This window comes from Yeosuana sp. (genome assembly GCF_057126245.1).
On sequence record NZ_DBNGMQ010000037.1, the window covers coordinates 15,784 to 39,588 of the forward strand.

Genomic DNA, 23,805 nt, shown 5'->3' on the forward strand with positions numbered 1-23,805 from the left:
AAGGATGTTTAAGAACTGTAAATGTATTACTAAAAATTCAAAAGACAAAAGTTAAGAGAAAGGGTTGTAAAAATTATCTCTAAAGAATTTGAAAATATTTTTTTTTAAATTTTAATAACTTGGTTTATAATTATGGCACGATTATTACGTTATAAGATTTAGATTAAATTATCTTTGATTCTAAATTAAAACCTTAATTTTTAATGACTCTAAAAAATCTAATTTTCCTTTGGGTTGCCATAAGTTTTAGCTTCCATATAAAGGCACAACAATCTGCTATATTTACAAATGATTTAGCAGATTATCAAAAAGCATTAACATTATATAATAATCAACAATATTTAGCATCACAGTCCTTATTCGCTACCATTCAAAAAACAGCGAAAGAGGACGTTTTACAATCTGATTGTGCTTATTACATTGCTAATTGTGCCGTAAGACTAAATCAACAAAATGCAGATAAATTAGTTGAAGACTTTGTAAAAGCATATCCAACAAGTCCCAATCGAAATACGGCTTTTGTAGATGTGGCAGATTACTATTTTGAAAATTCAAAATATGCGTATGCCAGAAAATGGTATAGCAAAGTAAATGAAGAGGCCTTATCAAGAAAAGAAATTGAAAAATTCAACTTTAATAATGGTTATTCAGCCTTTGCTTCCAAGCAATATAAAGATGCCAAGAAATATTTAACTCGTGTTGAGAATACTAAAACCTATGGTTCTCAAGCTAAATATTATATCGGTTTTATGGCTTATGAAGGCGATGATTATGATGAAGCAAATGCTTATTTTGAACAAGTTAATGACCAAGAACGTTACAAAGAAAAATTGTCTTATTATCAGGCTGACCTTAATTTTAAGCTAGGCAATTTTGAAAAGGCATTAGAATTAGCAAAAGATAGACTCGCAACAAGTGATGATGAAGAAATCTCAGAATTGTCTAAAATTATAGGAGAAAGCTATTTTAATTTAGAACAATATGCTGAAGCGATTCCGTTTCTAGAGGCTTACCAAGGAAAAAAAGGCAAGAGAGATAAAACAGGAAAATGGAATAATACGGATTATTATCAATTAGGTTATGCGCATTATAAGCAAGGTGATTATGAAAAGGCGATTTCAGAATTCAATAAAATAATAAGTGGTAACAATAGTATCGCTCAAAATGCTTATTATCATTTAGCTGAAAGTTATATTAAGCTTGATAAAAAACAAGAATCTTTAAATGCCTTTAGGAATGCGTCTCAAATGGATTATGATTTAAAAATTCAGGAGGATGCATGGCTTAATTATGCTAAAATTAGCTATGAAATAGGTAATCCGTATCAATCAGCACCACAAGTCTTGGCAAGTTATCTTGAGAAATATCCAAACTCAGGTTATAAGGATGAGCTAGAAACGCTCTTAATAGATTCCTATATTACTTCAAAAAATTATAAAGAAGCCTTAAAATTACTTGATGGCAAAAAAAGTTTTGAAAATAAAGTAGCTTATCAAAAAGTGGCTTTTTATAGAGGTATAGAACTTTATAATGAAGGTGATTATCTCCAGGCAGGAACGCTTTTTAATCAATCCCTAAAAGAACCACGAGATGCCAAATATACCGCTAGAGCTACATTTTGGAAAGCAGAAACCGATTATAATGTCACTAATTATGAAGAAGCTTTAATAGGTTTTAAACAGTTTGAGCAACAGTCAGTTTCTAAAGCTACACCAGAATTTGAGAATATAGATTATAATTTGGCGTATACCTATTTCAAACTTAAAAATTACAATCAAGCTACACGTTATTTTGGCCAGTTTGTCAATAATAAAAAAGAGGATAAGGTAAGGTTGAACGATGCCTATTTGCGTTTAGGTGATGCGTATTTTGTAACGAGTGACTATAGTAATGCTATCGACGCATATAATAATGCTAACAAGCTCAGTGAGATTGATTCTGATTATGCCTTTTTTCAAAAGGCGATTAGTGCTGGATATTTAGGAAAATCTTCAAAAAAAATATCGGAATTAGAGCAGTTTATCTCAGAATATCCGAAATCTAAATTAAGAGATGATGCGATGTACGAATTAGGAAATTCGTACGTAAAAGTAAATCAAACGGACAAAGCGATGCAAATGTATAATAGATTAAATACAGAGTATAGAATGAGTACGTTCGTATCAAAATCCTTGTTGCGTCAAGGCTTAGTATATTATAATTCAAGTGACAATGAACAAGCTTTATCAAAATTTAAAAAAGTGGCTTCAGATTATCCAAATTCCCCAGAAGCTGTTCAAGCAGTGTCAACAGCACGTTTAATATATATTGATTTAGGTCGCGTTAATGAATATGCATCTTGGGTAAAAACACTTGATTACGTTGAGGTAACTGATGCAGATTTAGATAATGCTACTTATGAAGCAGCAGAAAAACAATATTTAGATAATAATACAGATAAGGCCATTTTACAGTTTAATGGATATATCAATCAGTTTTCTAATGGGTTACATGTATTACAAGCTCATTTTTATTTAGCACAATTGTATTATAAAAAAGATTTAGCAGTCAATGCCGCACCTCATTATAAATACGTAGTGGAAGTGTCTCAAAATGAATTTTCAGAAGAAGCTTTATTGCGTTTGTCACAGTTTTATTTAGAAAACAAGAAGTATAGTGCCGCAATGCCACTTTTACTCAGGCTAGAGGAAGAAGCTAATTTTCCGCAGAATATTGTGTTTGCACAATCTAATTTGATGAAAGCCTATTATCAAATTGTAGATTACAATAGGGCCGTATCTTATGCAGAAAAGGTATTAGAAAATCCAAAAATTGATAATAAAATAGAAGCTGATGCTCATATTATTACAGCGCGTTCGGCTATGAAAACGGGCGATGAAGGGAAGGCAAAAACTAATTACGCAAAAGTTGAAACGGTCGCAACTGGAGAAACGGCTGCCGAAGCTTTATATTTTAATGCTTACTTTAAAAATAAAGACAATAAGTTTGAAGCATCCAACAATACCGTTCAAAAATTAGCTAAAGACTATTCAGGTTATAAGTATTACAGTGCAAAAGGATTGGTGCTTATGGCAAAAAACTTTTACGCGCTCAATGATGCATTTCAAGCTACCTATATATTAGAAAGTGTCATTCAAAACTTTAAGGAATTTGATGACGTCGTTTCAGAAGCTAAATCAGAATTAGAGCGCATAAAAACTGAAGAAGCAAAAACAAATTCATCAATTAAAACGGAAGATTAATAGTTTGTCAATCATTATTTAATCAAAAAGGAACCTATGCGAAAGCACATCAATAAATTAGTATTAGCAGTCTTAACCTTAAGTAGTACCCTTTTATTTTCTCAAGAAAAAGATACTATTAGTACAGGTGTTATTAATGTTGTAAAACCATATACCCCAACCATTTCAGATGCATTTAAGGTGAAAGAAACACCATCTATTGATGATGAAGAAACAGCGACAAAAAAAGAGATTAAGTACAATATTTTTTCATTTCCTGTGGCGTCTACATTCACACCAGCTAAAGGTAAAGCAGCAATGGTTGAAAAATCAGAACCAGTGAAATTATATGATAATTATGCAACCTTAGGCGTAGGAACTTATACAACTATTTTAGGTGAAGTCTATTTAAATCATGCTATCAGCAGAACAGAAAGTGTTGGTGGTTATATCAGTCATCATTCATCACAAGGAGGAATTGAAGGGTTGCTGCTAGGTGATAATTTTTCAGATTCAGAAATTAATGTAAACTATACTACAAGATTAAGAGATTTAGCATGGAATGTAGAGGCTGGTTTTCAAAATCAACTTTATAATTGGTATGGTTTACCTGTAGCTATGGTTATTGATGCTGCAGCTAATAATGTGAAAGGAGGACATTCATTTTATAATGCTCATTTTGGAAGTGATGTCACATTTGAAAACACGTATATTAATTCAGGAAGTTTCTTATTCAGACGTTTTGGTGACGATCAAGGTTCTGGTGAAAATAGGTTTGTGTTAAAATCGACTATTGATATTCCTATTAACAGAGAAGAAATTTCGACAGATATTGTTTTTGATTATTTAGGAGGCACGTTTGATAGAAATTATGTTACTGATGAAGCGTTGAAATACGGTAATTTTCAAATAGGGATAACTCCTAAGTATCAATTAAAACAAGATGATTTGACTGTTAATTTGGGTATTTCAGTCTTTTATTTAAATGATACTGAAGCAAATGATAGTAATTTGTATATATACCCAAATGTAACCGCTTCCTATAGATTGGTTAACGATATTTTAATTGCATATGGAGGCATTGAAGGTGGACTCATTCAAAATTCCTATTATGATTTTGCTTCAGAAAATCCGTTTGTATCACCAACCTTATTTGTTATGCCAACAGATGAGTTGTATAATGCATATATTGGTTTAAAAGGAAAAGTCTCTAGTAATATGAGTTATAATATTAGTGGACGTTATGTATCCGATAGAAATAAAGCACTTTTTATAAATAATGATATTATAGCATCATCTCAAAACTACTCTTATGGAAATTCTTTTGGATTGGTGTATGATGATGTTGATACTTTTAGTTTTGCAGGAGAAATAAATGTAGATGTTAATCGAAATTTTAAATTAGGCATTAAAGCTGAATATTTTAGTTATTCAACTGATGGTCAGGTGGAAGCGTGGAATTTACCAGATATTAAAGGGTCACTGTTTTTAGATTATCAAATAGACGAGCATTGGTTTGCTGGTGCTAATTTGTTTTATGTTGGAGAACGTAAAGACCAATTTTTCTTGAATGATCCGTTAATTCCTTCGACGCCTTTTACGGTAACACTAGATAGTTATTTTGATGCGAATGTGCATTTAGGATATCATGTGAATGACCAACTTTCAATATTTGCAAAAGGTAATAATTTAGGAAATCAAGGCTATCAAAAATGGCAAAACTTTCCGGTACAAAGTATTCAGTTTTTAGCAGGAGCAACTTATAAATTTGATTTTTAAACAAATATTTTTGAATAAAAAAATAAAGCGTTCTATTTTGAACGCTTTTTGTATTTTTAGGCGATTCTAAAATAAATAAAATGAAAAAGTACCTGTTAATAGCAACCCTTATTTCAATAGTTTCTTGTCAACAAAAAACACAAGTAGATTCTGTTATTATAAATGCGAATGTCTATACTGTTAATTCTGGATTTGATAAGGAAGAAGCCTTTGCTATTAAAGATGGTAAATTTATTGAAGTGGGGAGCACTAAATATATTCAAGAAAAATATTTTTCAGAAACTATTATTGATGCTAAAGGACAAACTATTGTCCCTGGATTTATTGATGCCCATTGTCATTTTTTAACTTTAGGAGAATTACAACAGCAGGTTAACTTAGTTGGAACCAAAAGTTTTGAGGAAGTTGTAGAACGAATAATTGAATTTTCGAACACCTACAAACCAAAACACATTAGGGGTAGAGGTTGGGATCAAAATGATTGGATAGATAAAGAATTGCCAACGAACGCTTTATTAGATACATTGTTTCCCCATATACCAATAGCATTAACTCGTATTGATGGTCACGCTTCGTTATGTAATCAAGCCGCTTTAGATTTAGGCGACGTTACTTTAGATTCTAAAATTGAAGGTGGTTATGTTGAAATAAAAAACAATGAATTAACAGGCATATTAATTGATAATGCCGAACAGTTAGTTATGAATAATTGGCCGAAGGCGTCAAAAGAAGATATAACTAAAGCTTTGTTAAAAGCGCAAAGTATATGTTTAAGTTATGGACTAACTTCTTTGTCTGATGCGGGCCCAGATATGTTTACAACTCCATGGATACAAACAATTAATTTAATAGATAGTTTACAAAATTCTGGAGATTTAAGTGTTAGGTTATACATGATGGTACCGGGAACAGAGATCAATTTAAAGCATTATTTAAAAGAAGGTATTTATAAAACGGATAATCTAAATGTAAGTTCTTTTAAATTTTATGCTGATGGCGCATTAGGATCAAGAGGAGCACTGCTAAGAAAACCTTACAGCGACAAAAAAAACACTTTAGGATTGCCTGTTATGTCACTAAATGAAATTGAGTCTGGAGCAAAACGTATTGCAAATTCAGAATTTCAAATGAATACCCATGCTATTGGAGATTCCGCTAACCATGCTGTTTTAAATATATATAAAGATGTCTTGCAAGGAAAAAAGGATAGACGCTGGCGTATTGAACATGCTCAAGTTATATCGCCAGGAGATTTCGAATTGTTTGATAATATTATCCCTTCTGTTCAACCAACGCACGCTACCAGCGATATGTATTGGGCGGAAGATAGAGTAGGAAGTGAGCGTATTAAAGGTGCTTATGCCAATAAAGATTTATTAAATCATTATGGAAAAGTAGCTCTAGGAACCGATTTCCCGGTTGAACAAGTAAGTCCATTTTTAACTTTTTATGCTGCTGTAGCCAGACAAGATCTAGAGCAATATCCTGAGAACGGGTTTCAAATGGAAAACGCGTTAAGTAGAGAAGAAACATTGAAAGGAATGACCATTTGGGCGGCTTTTTCAAATTTTGAAGAAGACGAAAAAGGGAGTATTGAAGTTGGGAAATTTGCCGATTTTATCATTTTAGATAAAGATATTATGCAAGTTCCTTTAGAAGACATTCCTAAAACAAAAGTGGTTAGTACGTTTATTGATGGTAAAACGATTTACAATCAATAAAGCTTTGCTAGATAATCGAAATGCTCACCTTCTAAAACAAGTTCACATTGCAAACCGATGGTTTTACAAGCGCTTTTTAAGGTTTCAAAATCGAGGTATAACCATTTCATAGGCACTTCTTTTTCGCCTTTATAGCTTAAAAAGTAATCGAGTTCTCCATAATAGTTGGCGTTGGTGTCAATCCAGATGCCACCATCATCATCCTCATACATATATTTGATGTCAGATGAATCTATTAGAATTTGTCCCTTAGGCTTTAATAGCGATTTTAAATGGATTAAATATTTTGATACCTGCGATAACTCCTGAAAAATTCCTGTACCATTCATAAGTAACAAAATGGTGTCGAATATATCTGTTTCGTCCAAAAGATTTACTAATTCGGTTTGTTTGATCCCTCTTAGTTTGGATACTTCAATGGCTCCTTTAGAAATATCTATGGCTTTAATTTCAAAGCATTTTTTTTGAAGATATAAACTATGACTTCCGGAGCCGCAACCAACATCTAATACCTTGCCTTTTGCTAAATTAAGTGCTTTTTGTTCTAGTCTTGGCATGTCTTTAAAACCTCTAAAAAGATACGATACAGGTAAAATATCATCATCAGAAATATTGGTTGATGTAATAATATCCTCTGTATAGTTTCCGTTTTGGTAATCAATTAATGCTTTTCCAAAAAGATCTTTCATGTTTATGTTTTTGCGAGACTTTTAAGTCTGATACAATCTGCTAACTTAGAGTTTCAATTTTAAAGATTACTTTAGTCATTTTTCATTAGTAAGCACGAAAACAGTACTTTTACGTCATGCAAGACTTTATACATAATCTTCCAAAGTTGGCCAAAGATAAGCATAACGAAAACAAAAATTTCTTCGTTAAGCTAAAAAAGAAACCACCTAAAAATTTAGATTATGTCATGCAGGAGTTACATGATGAGGAATTTAAAAAAACAGATTGTTTGCAATGCGCTAATTGTTGCAAAACGACTGGTCCGCTATTTACAGATAAGGATATTGAGCGTATTTCAAAACATTTTAGATTAAAACCACAAAAGTTTATAAATCAATATTTAAGGGTTGATGAGGAAAACGATTATGTGCTTCAAAGTGTGCCTTGTACTTTTTTGGGAGCTGATAATAATTGTTCTATATATGATGTACGACCAAAAGCCTGTAGTGAGTTTCCTCATACCGATAGGAAGAAGTTTCAACAAATAGCGAATCTTACGTTAAAAAATGTAGCTATTTGTCCGGCAGCTTTCAATATTGTTGAAGAGATGAAAAAGCGAATTAAGTAATAACTTTTTATATTTTTAATATATTTAGAATAAATATTTTTTGTCCAATGCAAGATTTTCTTAATTATTTTGAAACCATCCCTTCTTTACACAGAAGTTTGATTTTAGTTAGTGGATTGACTTTCTTCTGGTTGCTAGAAAGCGCTGTTCCCTTATTCAAATTCAAATACAAAAAGTGGCGGCATGCGATTCCTAATATATTTTTCACACTTACTACCATTATTGTGAATTTTATGTTGGCATTTTTATTATTGAAGTCGGCCGATTGGGTGATGGCTAATAATTTCGGAATTCTAAATTGGTTACCAGAAATGTCCTTAGGCTTATATGTAGTTTTAGGTGTATTATTTATGGATTTTTTCGGAGCGTATGTACCTCATTTAGTAGAACACAAAGTAAAACCATTGTGGATGGTTCATTTGGTACATCATACAGATCATCATGTAGATACAACAACGGCTAACAGGCATCATCCTATTGAAAGTGTTATTCGGTTTGCGTTTACACTCTTTGGAGTATTTGTTATAGGTGTGCCAATGGGTATTGTGATGTTATATCAGTCTATGTCTTTAGTAGCTACGCAATTTACACATGCCAATATAAAGTTACCTAAGCAAATTGATAAAGCACTAAGTTATTTTTTGGTTTCACCAGATATGCATAAAGTACATCATCATTATGTGTTGCCTTATACGGATTCTAATTATGGAAATATTTTTTCAATTTGGGATCGTTTACTTGGTACCTATATGTATATGGATAGAGAAAAACTGGTATTTGGTGTTGATGTGTTTCCAAATGAGATTGAAAATGGCGAAATAAAAAATTTGCTTAAACAACCTTTCCAGAAGTATAAAAAACCTACAATTTCACCCTAGTTGTAAAGCAGATACTTTACTCTTGTTTTTCTAAAAGAGTCTAAGCCCTCTTTCCAAGTTTCTTTTATTTCTTTTTCAGAAAATCCGGATACAATTTGCTGTTGCAGTTTTTGGGTTCCGGCAAGTTTAATAAAGAATTTATTAAAAAAATCATTCTTGTTTGAAGTACTTTGATACGCTTCAATAAGCCAGTTAAGTTTTAAAGAATTTAAGGGTTCAATAGTGGTTAAATTCTTTCCGAAGCACAGTTTATCTTGATGTTTTGGGTATTTAGCTCCTTCATTAGATTCTGGTATAAACGTAAATTTAAAGGTCTCGTTTTTTAAAAACGGACTTCCAAAAACTTGAAATTGAGTGTTGGTCCCTCTGCCAGCGCTCACGTTCGTGCCTTCAAAAAAACATAAACTAGGATACAGGTTTATTGCTTGGTCGTTAGGTAAGTTAGGACTAGGTTTTATGGGTAAACTATAAGGCGTTTTATGAGTGTAATTTTTAATAGGAATAACGGTTAAATTACATTGAATACCATTTGCTAACCATTTTTCACCATTTATCATTTGTGCATATTCACCAATAGTCATTCCGTAAACTACCGGAATAGGGTGCATACCCACAAAACTTTTGTTTTCAGTTTCTAAAATGGCGCCGTCAATATAATGTCCGTTTGGATTTGGTCTATCTAAAATGATAAGAGGAATATTGGCTTCGGCACAAGCTTCCATTACGTAATGTAATGTAGAAATATAGGTGTAAAAACGAGCGCCGACATCTTGTAAATCAAATACCATGACATCTATTTTATAGACACCTCTATTAATATCACTTTCGTAATTTTCGGTTTCCTTTAATTGTTCTAATTTTGGTTTTTTATTACCACTATAAAGCGAAATAATAGGAATTCCAGTTTTTATATCTAATCCATCTTTAATGTGTTCTCCAGCATCTGCAGTACCTCTAAAGCCGTGTTCGGGTGCAAAAACATTAGTGATATTTATGTTTAAAGATAAAAGGGAATCAATAATGTGCGTGTGTAATTTGTCATTGGTTTGAATATGGCTAAATTCTTCTGAACCATCAGGATAAACCTCAAAAATGGAGTCTCTTGCATTTTTAAAAATAACACTGGTTTGATTAGCAACTATACCCACACGTTTTCCATGTAGCATAGGTAAATAGGCACCAATTTGATTAGCGCCAACACTAATATCGGGTTGTTGGTTGTTCGTTGTTGGTTGGCTGTTTTTGGTTGCTGGTTGCTGGTTGTATCCCTTTGAAAAGTTTACGCAAGAAATCATCACGAAAAGAAATAATAAAACTGTATTTTTGAAAACATTAAATATCATTACAAACATTGAATTACGAATATTTTATAGCAAAACGCATAATTGGTAGTAAAGCGTATAAAAGTAGTATTTCGGCACCAATAATAAAAATTGGAATTTCTGCTATTGCCATCGGTATAGTTGTGATGATGATTGCCATTGCCACCGGAATTGGCTTGCAACAAAAAATACGAGATAAAGTTGTTGCGTTTAACGGGCACGTAAATATTACTAATTTTGATAGTAATAATTCACAAGAAAGTGTTTTTCCAATTTCTAAAAATCAAGAGTTTTATCCAGAATTCAAATCGGTTGATGGTATTAAACACATTCAAGCTGTGGCCACAAAATTCGGGGTTATTCGTACCGAAACAGATTTTGAAGGGGTTGTTTTAAAAGGTGTTGGAGCTGATTATAGTTGGTATTATTTTAAAGATTTTATAATTGAAGGCAGATTACCAGATTACACAAAAAAAAGAAATGAAGAGGTTTTACTATCTGAATATATTGCTAAAAGATTAAAGTTTAAAGTAGGGGACACCTTTCAAATGATTTTTGCTAAAGACGATCCTAATAAATTACCAAATATTATCACTTACACGATTGTTGGTATTTATAATTCTGGTTTTCAAGATTTTGATGCTACCTATGTAATTGGAGATATCCGGCATTTACAGCGTATTAACAAATGGGAAGACGACCAAATTGGAAGTTTTGAAGTGTTTATTGATGACTATAATCAGCTACAGCAAAAAGGCATAGAAATATACCAAAACACACCATCAACATTTAACACACAAACCATTAGTGAAAAGTACGTTTCTATTTTTGAATGGATAAAAATTTTCGACAAAAACATTTATGCCATTATTGCGATTATGATTTTAGTAGCAGGTATAAATATGATTACGGCACTACTTGTTTTAATCTTAGAGCGCACACAAATGATAGGAGTCTTAAAAGCTTTAGGAAGTAACAATTGGAGCATTAGAAAACTATTCTTATATAATGCTACATACCTTATTGTTTTGGGTCTGTTTTGGGGGAACCTTATAGGCTTAGGCTTGCTATATGCTCAAAAATATTTCAAATTATTCCCTTTAGATCCGAGTGTGTATTATGTAAATGAAGCACCTGTATATATTAATTTTGGATATATTTTAGCATTAAATATTTGTACTTTGCTATTGTGTTTAATCATGCTGTTGTTGCCTTCATACATGGTCACAAAAATATCACCAGTTAAGGCTATTAGATTTGAATAGCGTTCTCCCATCACTAACGGAACTATAATAAAGTTTTAACATATTCTAAATAGCTTTTTGTTATTTTTGAAAATCTTATATAATTTATGGATTACGCAGAAAATATTCTAGAAACTATTGGAAATACACCGCTGGTAAAACTAAATACCTTGACAGCAGAATTACCGTGTTTGGTTTTAGCTAAATATGAAACTTTTAATCCTGGTAATTCTACTAAAGACAGAATGGCCCTTAAAATGATTGAAGATGCAGAAGCAGATGGACGTTTAAAGCCTGGAAGCACTATCATAGAAGGTACATCTGGAAATACTGGAATGGGTTTGGCATTGGCAGCCATTGTAAAAGGCTATAAGTGTATTTTTGTTATTGGCGACAAGCAATCAAAAGAAAAAATTGATGTGTTACGTGCTGTAGGGGCAGAAGTTGTGGTTTGTCCAAATGATGTAGAACCGACAGATCCACGTTCCTATTATTCGGTATCTAAGCGATTGGGAGAAGAAACTCCTAATTCGTGGTATGTTAACCAATATGATAATCCTAGTAATGCTCGGGCACATTATGAAAGTACTGGTCCAGAGATATGGAAACAAACTGATGGTAAAATTACTCATTTTGTTGTTGGAGTTGGTACAGGTGGAACCATTTCTGGTGTTGGTAAATATTTGAAAGAACAAAATCCAAATATTAAAATTTGGGGTATTGATACTTACGGTTCTGTATTTAAAAAATATCATGAAACAGGTGTTTTTGATGAAAATGAAATTTACCCATATGTCACAGAAGGCATCGGTGAAGATATCCTTCCAAAAAATGTAGATTTTTCAGTCATTGATGGCTTCACCAAAGTAACCGATAAAGATGCTGCTATCTACACACAGCGCTTAGCAAAAGAAGAAGGTATGTTTTTAGGTAATTCAGCAGGAGCTGCCATTAAAGGTGTTCTTCAGTTGAAAGAACATTTTACTAAAGACGATCTGGTGGTGGTCTTATTTCATGATCATGGAAGTCGATACGTAGGTAAAATGTATAATGATGACTGGATGCGTAAAATGGGTTATAAAGAATAACCTATTTTAAAGTAATATTTTCAATCTCGAGTTGAAAAGACTCCGCTTTTTTATTGCCAATTAAAAAGGCAATCAGTTCCATTTGTTTTCCTGGATAATTTTCTGCATCTAGTTTTCTCCCTCTAAATGCGGGATACATACTTGAAAAAGGGATTGTAATGGTTTGCCAATCTCCTGAGGTGTTAAAAGAAGTTACATATGAGTAGTAATCACTACCATTCGTTTTAATTCTGAATTGATAAGATTTACCATCACCTTTTAACTTGATAGACACTTTAGTAAATTTTTCAACTTGTTTTTTGTCAAAACTATATTGTATCATAGAAAACCCGCCATTATTTTCTAAAGACACTTTTCCTTTAAAAAGTCCTGTTCCAGAATCACTCAAACCAAAAGTCCCGTTTGAACGTCCGCCCATTACCACATCATCAACAATGCGCCAGTTTGTAATATTACTTTTAGTATTAAAATCAAATATAGTCATGGTATTTTGTGAAATTATAAAGATAAAAAACAGAAAAATGGGTTTCATTTTTTAATAATTTTTTTTGAATGTTTGGTTTATGCTTTGTTGCGTTCCTTTTGCAACTAAAATAACAAAATAAAACCGAACCTTAGGAAAATCTATAGTCTAAAAACCTCGTAATTGAGAGTAATATGGACTGAGCCATTAATTTTATTTGTTGTTGTGCTGTCATTTTTATTTTAATTGATTTCATCATTAATAAGCTGGAGAATTTGTTTTTGCATTTCCGAAATACTTTTTAATTCCTTTATAATTATTTGGTTGTAATAAAATCGTTGGGCAATTAAAGAGCCTAGTAAATTGGAATTTAATACTAAAGAAGATGAACTTATTTTGACTTTATTTAACCTATCAATAGTGTATGCATAGGTGTTTTGATACACATTTATTAAATCACTATTTTCTCCTAGAAATGGGCATAACTGCATGTTCGCGAGAATTCGTACATCGTTCTCATCTTCATTTAAATCGGCAATTTCTCTTTTAAACCGACTTATTAAACTTTTAAGTTCTTCATTTTTTATTAAATCAATATTTCCAGTTGAAATTATAACGTCAATAGTTGATGTTGTTGGAATGTATGTTGGTGCAGCAATTGCTGCCATTAACAAAGTATCTATAACATTAAATTTAATATCTTTTGGAGTTGTTTTAATAATTTCAATAAACTTATTCAAATTGCGATAATATTTATTATTGGCAAATATTAATACATCAATTTCTTGTTGATTTTTATTGAAATCCTCATACAGATTATTTAAAACTGATTGTTCTATTATTCGGTTATTTATTTCTTCTTTTTTACTATTTATTTGCAACGCAATAAGAATACCAATAACTACGAGAATAATTTCACCAATGGCATAAATCAGGTATTTACCAAATTTATTTTCATTGAACATTTGCTGTCTAATTTTTCTAAAGAATTTTATCACTCGGTTTTGGTTAGTTATAATGAAGCACAATGACTTGAAATGAAATCATTTTAATGATTTATTTTAAAAGTTAAACGAAGTTAATTGAATTTTTTTACAAAGTCAACTATTCTCAATATCACTGATATGATGTTCTAATGCTTTTACTGATATTTGAATCTCTCTAATTAAAAAGGCTAACGACAAGATTAATAAAATAAGCGCTACACCAAAAACCCAAACGGCAATGGTATGTTGTTGGATGTAAATTAAAAACATGGTAAGTACGCAAAGGAGTAAACTAGAGATTCCAAAAATTTGCATAGCTCGTGTAAGGTAAAGTCGTTTTTTAAGATTTTCAATTTGCTTTATTAGTGTTTTATCTTTTTTTTGAAGGTATTTGTCGTGTAAATTTCTAACAACAGCAGCGTACGCTAAAAACCTATTAGTATAAGCAAGCATGATTAATGATATAGCTGAAAACAGAAGTGCCGGTGTGGTAAGTGTTAACTGTTCCATTATTTAATAAGATGTTTTTTGGAATTGTTATAAATCAATAAGTTTTAAGCTAAAGTCCTTTACCTTATCCCAATTAGTATATTCAATTTCAGCATCTTTATTGGTTGGCCCTTTGGTCATCCACATAATAAGTTGAATCATTTTTCTATCAAAAAATGTGTATTTCTTGTAATCTATTTTTCCCGCAAAAACCGCTACAAAAGTTGGTTTCCAGTCTATAGTTTTAAAAAATTTAACAACATAGGGGTTCGTGTCTGGAGCACTTTTCTCTTGTTTTCTTGCTACTAAGTTTACTGAAAAGAATATAGAAGTATTGGATTCAAGAACATCTTTGTGAGTTTTTATAAACTCAATTATTTTTTTGTGGTGCACGCCATAACGAATACTTGAGCCTATAACGATTTTGTTATAGGTATTGATGTCTCCTTGAAAGTCGTCAATAGAAAAAAGGTCAACATCTTGGTTTTTTTCTTCTAGATGTTTGATGATTGAATTACAAATTTTTAAAGTCTGCCCATCTACGGATGAATAGATAATAAGAAGGTTTTTTTGCATGAGATATTTAATTAGTTAAAATTACTCATTTATTCAGTTTTGAGCAATAATGTAAGTATACATTTTTTTTTGAATTTTTTACATTACTTTTCTTATTTTCGGATTATGCAAGAAGATTTTTTACATTACTTATGGAGATATAAGAAATTTGAGGTTTCTAAAATAAAAACTATCAATAACGACCTAATTTCTGTTATTTCTGTTGGTGATTACAATCAAGATGCAGGACCAGATTTTTTCAATTCACAATTACGAATTGGTGAACAACTCTGGGCCGGAAATGTTGAGATTCATATAAAATCATCAGATTGGTTTTTGCATAATCATGAAGTCGATTCAAATTATGATAATGTTATTTTACATGTAGTTTGGGAGCACGATACCGATGTTTTTAGAAAAGATAATTCTGTAATTCCAACCTTAGTACTCAAACCATATGTATCAAAAAATGCGCTATATAATTATGAGAAGCTGTTTTCAAAATCGCAAAAATGGATTAATTGTGAAGAAGACTTTTCCTCTGTTGATGCCTTTGTTGTTAAGAATTGGCTAGAACGTCTATTTATTGAGCGGTTAGAAAGAAAATCAGAAACCATTAAACAGCTTTTAATTGATTCAAAAAATGATTGGGAAGCAGTTTTGTTTAAAATGTTAGCTAAAAACTTTGGGTTAAAGGTAAATGGTGAAGCATTTTTAAGTGTTGCTAATTCTATAGATTTTTCAATAGTAAGAAAGGTACAAGCAAAACAGACGTCATTAGAAGCTTTGTTTTTTGGTCAAGCAGGCTTGTTAGATGACGATATTCAGGATGCTTATTTTTTAAACCTTTCACAAGAATATAAATTTTTAAAGCAAAAGTTTACATTATCAAATAGAACGATTGTGCCTGTTCAGTTTTTTAGATTGAGACCTCCAAATTTTCCAACGATACGTTTGTCTCAATTAGCAAGTTTATATCATTCACATAAAAATTTATTTTCTAAAATAATTGAAGGCAATTCAAAAGACGAGTTTTATAAATTATTTATTTCAGAAACACCCGCATATTGGGAATCACATTATACCTTCGGAAAGAAATCAAAAACGTCAAAAAAGAAAATCACCAAGGAATTTATAGATTTAATACTAATAAATACCGTAGTACCAATTAAATTCTCTTATGCCCTTAAAACTGGAAAACAAATAGAAAATGACATCATAAATTTAGCGCAGCAAATAGCTTCAGAAAAAAATAATATAGTAGAAAAGTTTAATACAATAAAACCAATGTCATCTTCAGTATTACATTCTCAAGCATTAATACAGCTAAAAAATGAATATTGCTCTAAAAATAGATGTTTACATTGTGCTTTTGGTAATGAAATATTAATAAGAAATCATTAATTTGCAGCATGAAATGCCTAATAAAAATTTTAAACCAAATTTGGTATTAAATTAAGGTATTCCATCTAGTCTATTAAAAAAAAACAATAAATTTTAACAGATGAACATTTTTTATAAAATATTATTGTATTTCCAAAAGCGTGGTTATTATGTTTGTCAACGAATAGCTGACAGGTTAGGAATAAGAGCAAAAATAGTACGAACAACATTTATGTATTTAACCTTTGTTACTATTGGATTTGGTTTCGCAGTATATTTATTTATTGCATTCTGGATGCGCACAAAAGATTTATTATACACTAAACGATCATCTGTATTTGATTTATGAACCCATTAATGATTTTTTTTAGAAAAAAAATATACATAGCCGTATTCTTATTATTATCTGTTTTGACATTTGGCGTTTTGGGCTATAGAATAATTTCAGATTATAATTGGATTGACGCCTTTTATATGACAGTCATTACAATTACTACCGTTGGTTTTGGTGAGGTGGTGCCGCTTAATGAGCAGTCTAAGGTATTTACTATTTTATTAATTTTAATAAGTATAATAGTTGTTGGTTATGCGCTATCTATTATTACCGAATATATTTTAAGCAAAAATAATATTGAAGAATTAAAACAAAAAAAGATGCGAAAATTAATTGATGATTTTAAAAATCATGTTATTATTTGTGGATATGGAAGAAATGGCAAACAAGCAGCTAGAAAGTTGGCAGCACATAATAGGTCATTTGTAATAATTGAAAAAAATAGAGACGTTATTGAAAGACTTGAGATAGATCAGGTTCCTTATGTTATTGGAAATGCTAATGAAGATGAAATTCTTTTAGAAGCAGGTGTAGATAGAGCCTCATGTTTTATATCTGCTTTACCAAGTGATGCGGATAATTTGTTCGTGGTGCTTTCAGCAAGACAAATGAACAAAAACATTAATATTATAAGTAGAGCATCCCAAGAGTCATCCTATGATAAATTAAAATTTGCAGGGGCAAACAATGTTATTCTACCAGATAAGATAGGTGGAGACCACATGGCATCGTTAGTGGTTGTTCCTGGTTTAATGGAGTTTATTGATAATCTATCCATCGTAGGAAAATCTGATATTAATATAGAAGAAATTGCTGTAGAAAAACTTTATAACACCAACGAAGTTAGAACAATTAAAGATTTAGATTTAAGAAGAAAAACAGGCTGTACAGTCATTGGATACAAAGATGAGAATGGCCAGTATATTGTAAATCCAGAAGCAGAACTTAAGCTAGTTCCTAATTCCAAAATTATTGTTCTTGGAAGGCCAGAACAAATTGAAGAGCTAAATACGGAGTACAATATTGATTAGTGAAACCTTCATTTTAACAACAGATGTTTTAAAAAATCATTTTTTTTTAGCATCTTGCCGCTTTTAGTAATAATAATTTAAAGAAATCTTAACAAAAATTAAATTCCTATGAAGAAATATCTTCTTTCAATTTTCACTTTAATATTTCCTTTTTTAACATTCGCACAAGAAACAACATCTGAACAAATTGATAGAGTCTTCAAGGATTATACAGGTTGGTTTGTTGACGCCATATTTTATGAAATTCCTTTTTCTGAAGAATTCCAAATCCCTTGGGTATTAATAGTATTAGTGGGAGGCGCTTTGTTTTTTACGTTTTATTTTAAGTTTATAAATTTTACAGGTTTTAGAACAGCTTTAAGAGTAGTTCAGGGAAAATATGAAGATATCGAAAAACATGGTGCAGATACGTTATATGGAGACCAAACTCCAAACGAAGATCATAACATTATTGAAACCTTAAGAGATGATAGTGCTCATGGAGAAGTGTCACATTTTCAGGCTCTAACAGCCGCGTTATCAGCAACCGTAGGTCTGGGAAATATTGCTGGTGTAGCCGTAGCTTTATCAATTGGGGGTCCTGGCGCTACATTCTGGATGATTCTAGCTGGACTTTTAGGAATGGCATCAAAATTTGCTGAATGTACGCTTGGTGTAAAGTATAGAGATGTTGGGAAAGACGGGACTGTCTATGGCGGCCCCATGTATTATCTAACAAAAGGACTCAAAGAAAAGGGTATGGGTGGCTTTGGTAAGGTTCTAGCTGTTTTATTCGCCATCTTTGTTATTGGTGGTTCTTTCGGTGGAGGTAATATGTTTCAAGCGAATCAAGCAGCTGCTCAATTTATAAAATTATTTGATTTTGAAAGTTCAAATGCAGGTATGTACTTTGGTATTGTTATGGCCTTTATCGTTGCTATAGTAATTATTGGAGGAATTAAACGAATTGCTTCTGTTACTGAAAAGATAGTGCCTTTTATGGCAGGAATCTATGTGTTGGCCTCGTTAATTATTTTAGGTGCTAATTGGAGTTTAATTGATGATGCTTTCAGTTTAATTTATCATGGAGCCTTTTCAGGTCTTGGTATTGCGGGTGGACTTGTAGGTGTTATGATTCAAGGTATTCGTCGTGGCGCATTTTCAAATGAAGCAGGGGTCGGTAGTGCCGCTATTGCGCACTCCGCTGTAAGAACGAAATATCCTGCTAGTGAAGGTATCGTAGCGTTGTTAGAACCTTTTGTAGATACGGTTGTAATTTGTACTATGACAGCTTTAGTTATTGTAATAACAAATTTTGACGGTGGTTTCATGGAGTATGGTGTGCCAATTAAAGAAGGTGTTGAACTTACAGCTACAGCTTTTGATACTGTAATTCCTCACTTCTCTGTTGTGTTGACCATTGCTGTTATTTTGTTTGCATTTTCCACCATGATTTCTTGGTCTTATTACGGTATGCAGGGTTGGATATTTCTTTTTGGAAAAGGCAAAATAACTGATTTAGTATATAAATTTTTATTTTTAATATTTGTTGTTATCGGTTCTTCGATTAGTCTAGGAGCAGTCATTGATTTCTCTGATGCTATGATTTTTGCAATGGTAGTTCCAAATATTATAGGAGTCATAATATTATCGCCTGTGATTAGTAGAGAACTAAAAAAATATATGAAAGCGATTAATGTGAAGCATGATGCTTTAGATGAAGGGGCAGAAGATTTAACTAAACATATGTAACTAATTAACTCATCTTAATATGAAATCCCATTTCAAGTTTTCTAAAAGTCAACGGAATGGGATTTTTTTATTGGTAATAATTATTATCAGTTTACAATGTTTGTATTTCTTTATTGATTTTTCGAGTTCTGATTACACCGTAAACAAAGATGAACTTAATGAATACGAAAATAAAATTGATTCTTTAAAACAAGTAGAACTAGAAAAACGAATACCAAAGATATATCCATTTAACCCTAATTATTTAACTGATTATAAAGGGTATGTTTTGGGAATGACTAATGAAGAAATTGATAGATTTTTAAAGTTTAGAAGTAAAGGTGAATGGATAAATTCTTTAAAACAATTTCAAGAAGTTACTCGTGTTTCAGATTCATTGTTAAGTGTTATATCTCCGTATTTTAAATTCCCAGAATGGATTACTCATACAAAAGAAGATGATGCATTTCAAAAAAGCAAACCTAAAACCTTTGCAGAAAAACAAGATTTAAACACTGCAACAGCTCAACAATTAGAGACCGTGAATGGTATAGGTGAGTATTATTCTAAAAAAATTATAAGTTTCAGAAACAAATTTATTGGAGGTTTTATTTCAGATATTCAATTGCAAGATGTAAACGGTTTAACCCCAGAAGTTATTGAGAAAATTACCTCAGATTTTACTGTAAAAACACCAAGACAAATCCAAAAAATAAATTTGAATATAGCAACGGTAGACCAACTAGTCACTGTTCAGCATATTGATTATAGTCTAGCCTATAACATTTTAGAAGAAAGACAATTAAGAGAAGGATTTAAATCACTGAATGATTTAACAAAAGTTAAAGACTTTCCAGTAAATAAAATAGAGATAATTAAATTATATTTGTCGCTCGATTAAAAAAAACAAAAAAAGCGCTTATGAATAGTATGTACTTCACAGAAGAACATAAACTTTTTAGAGAAAGTATTCAAGATTTTTTAAAAAAAGAAGTAGTTCCGCATATTGATAAATGGGAGGAAGAAGGATCAATAGAAAGATTTATCTGGAAGAAGTTTGGAGATATGGGCTTTTTAGGTATTTCATATCCAGAAGCATATGGCGGATTAAATTTAGATCTTTTCTATGCGGTTATTTTACTTGAAGAACTTCAAAAGGTTAATTCAGGGGGTTTCGCTGCAGCCATCTGGGCACATGTTTATTTGGCAATGACACACTTAAACAAAGAAGGAAGTCATGATGTTAAAGAGCGCTATTTGGCGCCAAGCATTTTAGGTGATAAAATAGGTTGTCTATGTATAACAGAACCTTTTGGTGGAAGCGATGTGGCTGGTATGAGAAGTACAGCCGTCAAAAAAATTGATCATTATATATTAAATGGTTCAAAAACATTTATTACCAATGGTGTTGATAGTGATTATTTAGTAGTTGCTGCAAAAACAAATCTAGAACTTGGTAATAAAGGCATTAGTATTTTTGTTGTAGATAGAGATTCAGAAGGTTTAAGTGCTACCAAATTAGATAAATTAGGATGGAAAGCATCTGATACAGGTGAGATAGCTTTTGATAATGTAAAAGTTCCAATTGAAAACCTTTTAGGAGAAGAAAATGCTGGTTTTGGTTATATCATGCAACATTTTGCCTTAGAGCGTTTAATTATGGGAGTCAATGCGCATGCCCGTGCAGAATATGCTTTAGAATATGCCTTACAATATATGTCTGAAAGAGAAGCTTTTGGAAAATCTATTGATAGATTTCAAGCATTAAGACACACCATTGCCGATTTATATACAGAGATGGAAATATGTAAAGAGTTTAACTACTCTGTAGCATACCGGTTGAATAATAATGAGTATATGGTTAAAGAAGCCACGATGTCTAAATTAAAATCAACCAAAATGGCTGATGAGGTTATATATCAATGTCTTCAATTTTTAGGAGGTTATGGGTATATGGAAAACTACCCTATGGCAAGACTTTTTAGAGATAGCAGGTTAGGGCCTATTGGAGGCGGAACTTCAGAAATTTTAAGAGAGATATTGGCAAGAATTATTATTGATAAAAAAGAATACAAGCCTGCAACGTAAAATATTTTTAAATTCAGAATTCTGAATTCAGAATTATTTATATATTTGCAGACCGAAATTTAAAAGAGAGGAGGTTAAGACACTATGTTAATAATACCAATTAAAGAAGGAGAAAATATAGATAGAGCGTTAAAACGTTTTAAAAGAAAGTTTGACAAAACTGGAACTAAACGTCAATTACAAGCTCGTAAACAATTTACAAAACCATCTGTTGAACGTAGAGCGCAAATACAAAAAGCACAATACATTCAAGGATTAAGAGATGCAGAAGATCTATAAACTGGTCTTATATAAAAATGAAATCCCGCTTTACGCGGGATTTTTTTTGCGCTTAACTTTACATAATTTATATTAGAGGTGTATTTAAAGTTGCATCATTCACTTTAAACTTTTAACTTTAAAATCTCAACCTCTAGCAATGTCTTTCAAATCGTTTACAGATTATTTACTTCTTGAGAAAAATTATTCAAAACTAACCGTTATTGCTTATAAAAATGATTTGGAAAATTTTGAATCCTTTATTAAAGAAGTGTATGATTATGAGACGGTTAAAAATGTGAATTATTCACAAATAAGAAACTGGATAGTTTCTTTGGTAGAAAACAATATCTCAAATAGAAGTATCAACAGAAAAATATCCACATTAAATAGCTATTTTAAGTTTCTATTAAAAGTAGGAGACATTAAATTAAATCCTTTAGCAAAGCATAAAGCATTAAAAACAAGCAAAAAGATTCAAGTGCCTTTTTCAGAAGCCGAAATAAATATGGTGCTCGATGAATTGTATTTTGAAAAGGATTTTGAAGGAATTAGAAATAAATTAATTATTGAACTTTTTTATTCTACAGGAATCAGACGTATTGAATTAGTAAATTTAAAAATGTCAAGTGTAGATTTTGACACAAAAACACTTAAGGTTCTAGGTAAGAGAAATAAGGAGCGCGTGATTCCTTTAATTAAATCAGTAATAAATACAATGGTTAAATATCTGGAGGCGCGAAGTACTATAGAAAATATAAAAGATAGTAATAACTTATTTTTAACAAAAAAAGGAGTTAAAATATATGAAACCCTTGTCTACAGAATAATAAATGATTATTTTAGTATAGCATCTTCCAAAGTAAAAAAGAGTCCACATATTTTAAGGCATTCTTTTGCAACACATTTACTCAATCAAGGTGCAGATTTAAATGCTGTTAAAGATCTTTTAGGACATTCAAGTTTAGCTGCCACTCAAGTTTATACACATAATAGTATTTCTGAGTTAAAAAAAGTGCATATAAATTCGCATCCAAGAAGTAAAAAATAGAACAGTACAATTATTGTCTAACATAAAAAACAGAGAGTATGAAAGTAAACTTGCAATCAGTTAATTTCAATATCGACCAAAAGCTGATAGATTTCATTCAAAAGCGTATGGATAAGTTGGAAATATTTTATGATAAAGTCATTTCTGCAGATGTTTATTTAAAAGTAGAAAACACCAGTGATAAAGAGAATAAAATTTTTGAAGCAAAAGTGCAGGTGCCAGGAGATAGCTTGGTGGTGAAAAAGCAATGTAAAAGCTTTGAGGAGTGTGTAGATTTGGCTGTTGCGTCGTTGGAAAGACAGCTAAAAAAGCGAAAAGAAAAATTAAGAGCACATTTGTAATAAAATTTATTAAAAAATGTTTTGATTAAAAAAATAAATCTATACATTTGCAGTCCGTTAGAAATAGCGGACTTTTTTATGCTGAATTTTTAGGTGTAGAAAGATTGAAAAGCCGATGTAGCTCAGCTGGCTAGAGCAGCTGATTTGTAATCAGCAGGTCGTGGGTTCGAGTCCCTCCATCGGCTCTTTAAAAAAATGAAGTAGCATCAGGAAATCAATAAGGTTTTTATAAAATCAAATATTGATTGGGACGATAAGTTTATCCTGAGCGAAGTCGAAGGGAGTCCCTCCATCGACTCAAGTTCTTTAAAAGAGTGAATTGTTTTTTATTGGGGAGATACTCAAGCGGCCAACGAGGACAGACTGTAAATCTGTTGGTTTCACCTTCGCAGGTTCGAATCCTGCTCTCCCCACTATATTAAACACAAGGATTTAAAAATAATTGCGGGAGTAGCTCAGTTGGTAGAGCGTCAGCCTTCCAAGCTGAATGTCGCCGGTTCGAACCCGGTCTCCCGCTCTTTTTTAAAGCCGGTGTAGCTCAGGGGTAGAGCGTTTCCTTGGTAAGG

At 31.6% G+C, this 23,805-nt stretch carries 22 protein-coding genes and 3 tRNA genes; 19 read left to right on the forward strand and 6 right to left on the reverse strand.

The genetic code is table 11. From position 1 onward, the window contains the following. The first annotated feature begins 203 nt into the window (after positions 1-203). The 3 genes from AC15TD_RS03900 (at position 204) to AC15TD_RS03910 (ending at position 6,721) form a co-directional block, all read left to right on the forward strand. Positions 204-3,242, forward strand: coding sequence for a tetratricopeptide repeat protein (locus AC15TD_RS03900; protein WP_484450827.1), 3,039 nt, complete (start codon positions 204-206; stop codon positions 3,240-3,242). A gap of 36 nt (positions 3,243-3,278) precedes the next feature. Further along, on the forward strand, positions 3,279-5,000 hold the full coding sequence (locus AC15TD_RS03905; protein WP_484450828.1) for a TonB-dependent receptor: 1,722 nt from the start codon (positions 3,279-3,281) through the stop codon (positions 4,998-5,000). Positions 5,001-5,080: 80 nt separating this feature from the next. Continuing rightward, positions 5,081-6,721: an amidohydrolase gene (locus AC15TD_RS03910; RefSeq protein ID WP_484450829.1), complete on the forward strand. Its 1,641-nt coding sequence runs from the start codon at positions 5,081-5,083 to the stop codon at positions 6,719-6,721. On the opposite strand, the gene AC15TD_RS03915 is transcribed toward AC15TD_RS03910, so the two are convergent. Next, positions 6,715-7,410 carry a class I SAM-dependent methyltransferase gene (locus AC15TD_RS03915; RefSeq protein WP_484450830.1) on the reverse strand — a complete coding sequence of 232 codons (696 nt, stop codon included), beginning with the start codon at positions 7,408-7,410 and terminating at the stop codon, positions 6,715-6,717. The two genes, AC15TD_RS03910 and AC15TD_RS03915, sit on opposite strands and share 7 nt — an antisense overlap. A gap of 116 nt (positions 7,411-7,526) precedes the next feature. On the opposite strand from AC15TD_RS03915, the gene AC15TD_RS03920 reads away from it, so the two are divergent. Next, complete coding sequence (locus tag AC15TD_RS03920) at positions 7,527-8,018, forward strand: YkgJ family cysteine cluster protein (protein ID WP_484450831.1); 492 nt, start codon at positions 7,527-7,529, stop codon at positions 8,016-8,018. A gap of 47 nt (positions 8,019-8,065) precedes the next feature. Further along, positions 8,066-8,896 carry a sterol desaturase family protein gene (locus tag AC15TD_RS03925; RefSeq protein ID WP_484450832.1) on the forward strand — a complete coding sequence of 277 codons (831 nt, stop codon included), beginning with the start codon at positions 8,066-8,068 and terminating at the stop codon, positions 8,894-8,896. Here the strand turns inward: AC15TD_RS03925 and AC15TD_RS03930 are convergent. After that, positions 8,893-10,239, reverse strand: a complete 1,347-nt coding sequence (locus AC15TD_RS03930) for an exo-beta-N-acetylmuramidase NamZ family protein (protein ID WP_484450833.1) — start codon at positions 10,237-10,239, stop codon at positions 8,893-8,895. The two genes, AC15TD_RS03925 and AC15TD_RS03930, sit on opposite strands and share 4 nt — an antisense overlap. A gap of 8 nt (positions 10,240-10,247) precedes the next feature. On the opposite strand from AC15TD_RS03930, the gene AC15TD_RS03935 reads away from it, so the two are divergent. Beyond that, positions 10,248-11,483 carry an ABC transporter permease gene (locus tag AC15TD_RS03935; protein WP_484450834.1) on the forward strand — a complete coding sequence of 412 codons (1,236 nt, stop codon included), beginning with the start codon at positions 10,248-10,250 and terminating at the stop codon, positions 11,481-11,483. Positions 11,484-11,569: 86 nt separating this feature from the next. Further along, complete coding sequence (locus AC15TD_RS03940) at positions 11,570-12,550, forward strand: PLP-dependent cysteine synthase family protein (protein WP_484450835.1); 981 nt, start codon at positions 11,570-11,572, stop codon at positions 12,548-12,550. A 1-nt stretch (position 12,551) separates the two neighbouring features. Here AC15TD_RS03940 and AC15TD_RS03945 read toward each other — a convergent pair whose 3' ends face one another. The 4 genes from AC15TD_RS03945 to hemG all read right to left on the reverse strand — a co-directional run bounded on the left by AC15TD_RS03945 (position 12,552) and on the right by hemG (position 15,064). Beyond that, complete coding sequence (locus tag AC15TD_RS03945; RefSeq protein ID WP_484450836.1) at positions 12,552-13,082, reverse strand: CIA30 family protein; 531 nt, start codon at positions 13,080-13,082, stop codon at positions 12,552-12,554. A 173-nt stretch (positions 13,083-13,255) separates the two neighbouring features. Continuing rightward, on the reverse strand, positions 13,256-14,011 hold the full coding sequence (locus AC15TD_RS03950; protein ID WP_484450837.1) for a DUF6090 family protein: 756 nt from the start codon (positions 14,009-14,011) through the stop codon (positions 13,256-13,258). Positions 14,012-14,113: 102 nt separating this feature from the next. After that, positions 14,114-14,509, reverse strand: coding sequence for a DUF2721 domain-containing protein (locus tag AC15TD_RS03955; RefSeq protein ID WP_484450838.1), 396 nt, complete (start codon positions 14,507-14,509; stop codon positions 14,114-14,116). A gap of 27 nt (positions 14,510-14,536) precedes the next feature. After that, entirely contained in the window at positions 14,537-15,064 is a 528-nt protein-coding gene (hemG, locus tag AC15TD_RS03960; protein ID WP_484450839.1) for a menaquinone-dependent protoporphyrinogen IX dehydrogenase, read from the reverse strand. A gap of 105 nt (positions 15,065-15,169) precedes the next feature. Between hemG and AC15TD_RS03965 the strand changes: the two genes are divergently transcribed. From AC15TD_RS03965 to AC15TD_RS04020, 12 genes are all read left to right on the forward strand, one after another. Continuing rightward, complete coding sequence (locus AC15TD_RS03965; RefSeq protein WP_484450840.1) at positions 15,170-16,447, forward strand: DUF2851 family protein; 1,278 nt, start codon at positions 15,170-15,172, stop codon at positions 16,445-16,447. Positions 16,448-16,547: 100 nt separating this feature from the next. Next, positions 16,548-16,775 carry a PspC domain-containing protein gene (locus tag AC15TD_RS03970; RefSeq protein WP_484450841.1) on the forward strand — a complete coding sequence of 76 codons (228 nt, stop codon included), beginning with the start codon at positions 16,548-16,550 and terminating at the stop codon, positions 16,773-16,775. A gap of 8 nt (positions 16,776-16,783) precedes the next feature. Continuing rightward, entirely contained in the window at positions 16,784-17,791 is a 1,008-nt protein-coding gene (locus AC15TD_RS03975; RefSeq protein ID WP_484450842.1) for a potassium channel family protein, read from the forward strand. Positions 17,792-17,899: 108 nt separating this feature from the next. Further along, positions 17,900-19,522, forward strand: coding sequence for an alanine/glycine:cation symporter family protein (locus AC15TD_RS03980; protein WP_484450843.1), 1,623 nt, complete (start codon positions 17,900-17,902; stop codon positions 19,520-19,522). A 19-nt stretch (positions 19,523-19,541) separates the two neighbouring features. Further along, on the forward strand, positions 19,542-20,402 hold the full coding sequence (locus AC15TD_RS03985) for a ComEA family DNA-binding protein (RefSeq protein WP_484450844.1): 861 nt from the start codon (positions 19,542-19,544) through the stop codon (positions 20,400-20,402). 20 nt (positions 20,403-20,422) lie between these two features. Further along, positions 20,423-21,589, forward strand: a complete 1,167-nt coding sequence (locus AC15TD_RS03990) for an acyl-CoA dehydrogenase family protein (RefSeq protein ID WP_484450845.1) — start codon at positions 20,423-20,425, stop codon at positions 21,587-21,589. An 84-nt stretch (positions 21,590-21,673) separates the two neighbouring features. Beyond that, positions 21,674-21,868: a 30S ribosomal protein S21 gene (gene rpsU, locus AC15TD_RS03995; RefSeq protein ID WP_484450846.1), complete on the forward strand. Its 195-nt coding sequence runs from the start codon at positions 21,674-21,676 to the stop codon at positions 21,866-21,868. A gap of 139 nt (positions 21,869-22,007) precedes the next feature. Further along, positions 22,008-22,898: a tyrosine-type recombinase/integrase gene (locus AC15TD_RS04000; RefSeq protein WP_484450847.1), complete on the forward strand. Its 891-nt coding sequence runs from the start codon at positions 22,008-22,010 to the stop codon at positions 22,896-22,898. A 38-nt stretch (positions 22,899-22,936) separates the two neighbouring features. Further along, positions 22,937-23,239, forward strand: coding sequence for a ribosome hibernation-promoting factor, HPF/YfiA family (gene hpf, locus AC15TD_RS04005; protein WP_484450848.1), 303 nt, complete (start codon positions 22,937-22,939; stop codon positions 23,237-23,239). Positions 23,240-23,350: 111 nt separating this feature from the next. After that, positions 23,351-23,424 (forward strand) — tRNA-Thr (locus tag AC15TD_RS04010). Positions 23,425-23,570: 146 nt separating this feature from the next. Next, positions 23,571-23,652 (forward strand) — tRNA-Tyr (locus tag AC15TD_RS04015). 31 nt (positions 23,653-23,683) lie between these two features. Continuing rightward, positions 23,684-23,756, forward strand: a tRNA-Gly gene (locus AC15TD_RS04020). Positions 23,757-23,805: the final 49 nt, after the last annotated feature.

Excerpts from the sequence above, each read along its gene's own strand:
- AC15TD_RS03900 (WP_484450827.1), top strand. The coding sequence starts at position 204 with ATGACTCTAAAAAATCTAATTTTCCTTTGGGTTGCCATAAGTTTTAGC.
- AC15TD_RS03905 (WP_484450828.1), top strand. The coding sequence starts at position 3,279 with ATGCGAAAGCACATCAATAAATTAGTATTAGCAGTCTTAACCTTAAGT.
- AC15TD_RS03910 (WP_484450829.1), top strand. The coding sequence starts at position 5,081 with ATGAAAAAGTACCTGTTAATAGCAACCCTTATTTCAATAGTTTCTTGT.
- AC15TD_RS03915 (WP_484450830.1), bottom strand. The coding sequence starts at position 7,410 with ATGAAAGATCTTTTTGGAAAAGCATTAATTGATTACCAAAACGGAAAC.
- AC15TD_RS03920 (WP_484450831.1), top strand. The coding sequence starts at position 7,527 with ATGCAAGACTTTATACATAATCTTCCAAAGTTGGCCAAAGATAAGCAT.
- AC15TD_RS03925 (WP_484450832.1), top strand. The coding sequence starts at position 8,066 with ATGCAAGATTTTCTTAATTATTTTGAAACCATCCCTTCTTTACACAGA.
- AC15TD_RS03930 (WP_484450833.1), bottom strand. The coding sequence starts at position 10,239 with ATGATATTTAATGTTTTCAAAAATACAGTTTTATTATTTCTTTTCGTG.
- AC15TD_RS03940 (WP_484450835.1), top strand. The coding sequence starts at position 11,570 with ATGGATTACGCAGAAAATATTCTAGAAACTATTGGAAATACACCGCTG.
- AC15TD_RS03945 (WP_484450836.1), bottom strand. The coding sequence starts at position 13,082 with ATGAAACCCATTTTTCTGTTTTTTATCTTTATAATTTCACAAAATACC.
- AC15TD_RS03955 (WP_484450838.1), bottom strand. The coding sequence starts at position 14,509 with ATGGAACAGTTAACACTTACCACACCGGCACTTCTGTTTTCAGCTATA.
- hemG (WP_484450839.1), bottom strand. The coding sequence starts at position 15,064 with ATGCAAAAAAACCTTCTTATTATCTATTCATCCGTAGATGGGCAGACT.
- AC15TD_RS03965 (WP_484450840.1), top strand. The coding sequence starts at position 15,170 with ATGCAAGAAGATTTTTTACATTACTTATGGAGATATAAGAAATTTGAG.
- AC15TD_RS03970 (WP_484450841.1), top strand. The coding sequence starts at position 16,548 with ATGAACATTTTTTATAAAATATTATTGTATTTCCAAAAGCGTGGTTAT.
- AC15TD_RS03975 (WP_484450842.1), top strand. The coding sequence starts at position 16,784 with ATGATTTTTTTTAGAAAAAAAATATACATAGCCGTATTCTTATTATTA.
- AC15TD_RS03980 (WP_484450843.1), top strand. The coding sequence starts at position 17,900 with ATGAAGAAATATCTTCTTTCAATTTTCACTTTAATATTTCCTTTTTTA.
- AC15TD_RS03985 (WP_484450844.1), top strand. The coding sequence starts at position 19,542 with ATGAAATCCCATTTCAAGTTTTCTAAAAGTCAACGGAATGGGATTTTT.
- AC15TD_RS03990 (WP_484450845.1), top strand. The coding sequence starts at position 20,423 with ATGAATAGTATGTACTTCACAGAAGAACATAAACTTTTTAGAGAAAGT.
- rpsU (WP_484450846.1), top strand. The coding sequence starts at position 21,674 with ATGTTAATAATACCAATTAAAGAAGGAGAAAATATAGATAGAGCGTTA.
- AC15TD_RS04000 (WP_484450847.1), top strand. The coding sequence starts at position 22,008 with ATGTCTTTCAAATCGTTTACAGATTATTTACTTCTTGAGAAAAATTAT.
- hpf (WP_484450848.1), top strand. The coding sequence starts at position 22,937 with ATGAAAGTAAACTTGCAATCAGTTAATTTCAATATCGACCAAAAGCTG.